The following is a 2,663-nucleotide window of genomic DNA, read 5'->3' on the forward strand; positions in this document are numbered from 1 at the left end:
CCCCTTGACCCCTTCTTGTACTTTGTTTGCGGGGGATCGTTATATTTAGCAAATTAAAAGTATCGTTTCAACAGCCCTTCAAATGCCTGACCGTGGCGGGCTTCGTCTTTACACATTTCGTGTACGGTGTCATGTATTGCGTCCAGGTTGAGTTGCTTTGCTTTGGTTGCTAGGTCTTTTTTACCTTTACAGGCGCCGTTTTCTGCCTCAACGCGGGCTTTTAGGTTTTCCTTGGTGCTTGCAACCAGGACTTCACCCAGGAGCTCTGCAAACTTGGAGGCATGCTCTGCTTCTTCAAATGCGATTCGCTTGTATGCCTCTGCTACCTCGGGTAGGCCCTCTCTGTCTGCTTGGCGACTCATGGCAAGGTACATGCCGACCTCCGTGCATTCTCCCATGAAGTTGGCTCTCAAGCCGTCGAGTATCTCCTGGTCAACGCCCTTGGCGACTCCTATTCTATGCTCATCGGCCCATGTCAATCCCCCGGTGCTGCCTTCAATAAACTTCTCCGCCGGAGCACCACACTGAGGGCATTTATCAGGAGGGGCATCCCCTTGATGTGCATAACCGCAAATCGTACATACAAATCTCTTCATAATCTACTGTCTCCCTTCTTTTATAATTTAACTTGCGCTGTGACGTAAATCACAGCATACTTATTTTACCATACATGAAAGAAGAAAAGTTGTAAATATTTATCTTGCATACAATCAAAATACCCTGTTCCTAAAATTGAAGCATCAGGGCATCTTTGCATACGTCAATCTCTATGGGGACGTTTGTGGTACATTTACCGAAATAATCGCCATCCATCTGGATGTGGCTTTCTGCGTTAATCCGGATACTGTTGCATTTGCCTCCCACCACTCCCTTTAGTTTTCCGAGGGGTTGTCCGCCTATAATGGCTGCCGTGTGCCTCAGCAGGGCGCCCCTGCCGTGTCCCTGGAAGACGTGTACGCAGAGTTCCGCTTTTGTGATATCGGCCTCCGGTGCAATCCGAAACTCACCGCCATAGCGCGATGCCTTACTGACAATGGCCGAATAACCTCTGACATCGCTGCCGTCAATCCGCAGTGTGATATCTTCAGTCCTGTAGTTCAACAGGCACCCTATCCCGCTGACGACGTAGGCCGATACCCCGATCACCCGTTTGAGGGATTTGTTGAGGCCGTATACCGCCAAGGCATCAAACCCTATGCCGGCCATCGTGGTAAAGTAGCGTGTCTCCCAGGGTGTGCGTATGCGTCCCAGAGACACTTTCTGCGGTTGGCCTCCGATGGCCGATGCAACAGCCCTCCGAACCACTCCCCTGGAACCCAGCTCCCGTGACAGGACGTTACTGCCTCCTATGGGCAGTATGGCCATTGGAATCCTTGAAAACGCCAGGCCATTTGCAACCTCGTTGGCCGTCCCGTCCCCTCCGCAGGCAAATACCACTGACCAGGGCTTATCGGCGGATTCCTCGACGGCCTGTCCGGCTCGTCTCTGGGCATCTCCCTTGTCTCTGGTCCAGTAGAGGGTCGTATCATAGCCTGCCCCCTGTAGCATTGCCGTGGCCGTTTCTATTCTGGCCACCTTAAATGTCGTCGATATGGGATTAATGATAAGCAGCGCCGATAATTTCATCCAAATTCCTTACGCCTCCATAGTGCTAGCATTTGCGTCATTGCCTATTTTACATCTACCGCCCCGGGGATAGCAAGGGTCAAAAACTAAGTTGGCACCAGTCATTGCGAATGGGGAACTTAGCTGGGGGCGGCTCGCCCCTTTTATGCCGGGGGAACTTAGCCAGGGGCGGCTCGCCCCTCGCTGACCCCTCGCTGACCCCTTGACCCCGTAAAATGCCGCTTTTTTTTGTATTTAATCAAATCGAAATCTGCTATAATTAGGATATGTTTTTCAAGCCAAACCTGACCATTCTACCGCCGACACAGTTGCGTCTGTGGCCGGAACTTGACGCCACACCGGAACACTTCACGCTCTACGGCGGAACGGCACTTGCCTTGCACCTTGGACACCGCACCTCTGTTGATTTTGATTTCTTTTCCAACCAATCCTTTGATCCCAACCAGCTTGCACAAATCATCCCTTATCTTAAGGGCGCAGAGCGCGTGCAAGTTGCACCCGATACCCTGAAATGCCGCATCGGGCGTGACTGCCCTGTTTTGGTTTCCTTCTTTGGCGGGCTTGGCCTTGGTCAGGTGTCCGAGCGCTATCAGTCTGAGGGACACACGATTCATGTAGCCTCATTGCTTGACATTGCGGGGACAAAAGTCGCTGTGGTGCAGCAGCGGGCAGAGGCCAAGGATTATATCGATATCGACGCACTGTTACGGCATGGCATTGACTTGTCCAGTGCGCTTGCTGCGGGCCGTATTGTCTATGGACGTAGCTTCAACCCCATGATTGCATTAAAGGCCCTCAGCTTTTTTGACGATGTGCCAACCTTACCCGCCGATGTGCGCGGGCGTCTAAGCGCTGCCGTTGAAGCCGTCGAGCCGACCCGTCTTGCCGTGCTTACGCCGTATGCAAAACGGGCAGATGACAACGGATGCACACCATGAAGATTTTGCCTGTTACGCCGGCACTTCTGAACGTGGCCCGTCGTGTTGTCTGGTTCAAGGAGCCGGAGGAGGCACTATCCGATCCGGTGCATTTTATCG

Annotated in this window: 3 protein-coding genes; 1 reads left to right on the plus strand and 2 read right to left on the minus strand. The window is 52.6% G+C overall.

Annotation, left to right across the window (positions count from 1 at the left end; all coding sequences use genetic code 11):
• Positions 1-53: 53 nt before the first annotated feature.
• Together HWQ67_RS15910 and HWQ67_RS15915 are read right to left on the minus strand one after the other, a co-directional pair.
• Positions 54-596, minus strand: coding sequence for an NADH peroxidase (locus HWQ67_RS15910; protein WP_218253668.1), 543 nt, complete (start codon positions 594-596; stop codon positions 54-56).
• 130 nt (positions 597-726) lie between these two features.
• On the minus strand, positions 727-1,626 hold the full coding sequence (locus HWQ67_RS15915; RefSeq protein WP_218253669.1) for a diacylglycerol/lipid kinase family protein: 900 nt from the start codon (positions 1,624-1,626) through the stop codon (positions 727-729).
• A 266-nt stretch (positions 1,627-1,892) separates the two neighbouring features.
• On the opposite strand from HWQ67_RS15915, the gene HWQ67_RS15920 reads away from it, so the two are divergent.
• On the plus strand, positions 1,893-2,564 hold the full coding sequence (locus HWQ67_RS15920; RefSeq protein WP_218253670.1) for a nucleotidyl transferase AbiEii/AbiGii toxin family protein: 672 nt from the start codon (positions 1,893-1,895) through the stop codon (positions 2,562-2,564).
• Positions 2,565-2,663 lie beyond the last annotated feature (99 nt).

The organism is Candidatus Magnetobacterium casense, assembly GCF_019173545.1.
Lineage (GTDB): Bacteria > Nitrospirota > Thermodesulfovibrionia > Thermodesulfovibrionales > Magnetobacteriaceae > Magnetobacterium > Magnetobacterium cryptolimnobacter.

Bases quoted from the DNA above. Each gene is read 5' to 3' on its own strand.
- HWQ67_RS15910 (WP_218253668.1), bottom strand. From the start codon at position 596: ATGAAGAGATTTGTATGTACGATTTGCGGTTATGCACATCAAGGGGAT.
- HWQ67_RS15915 (WP_218253669.1), bottom strand. From the start codon at position 1,626: ATGAAATTATCGGCGCTGCTTATCATTAATCCCATATCGACGACATTT.
- HWQ67_RS15920 (WP_218253670.1), top strand. From the start codon at position 1,893: ATGTTTTTCAAGCCAAACCTGACCATTCTACCGCCGACACAGTTGCGT.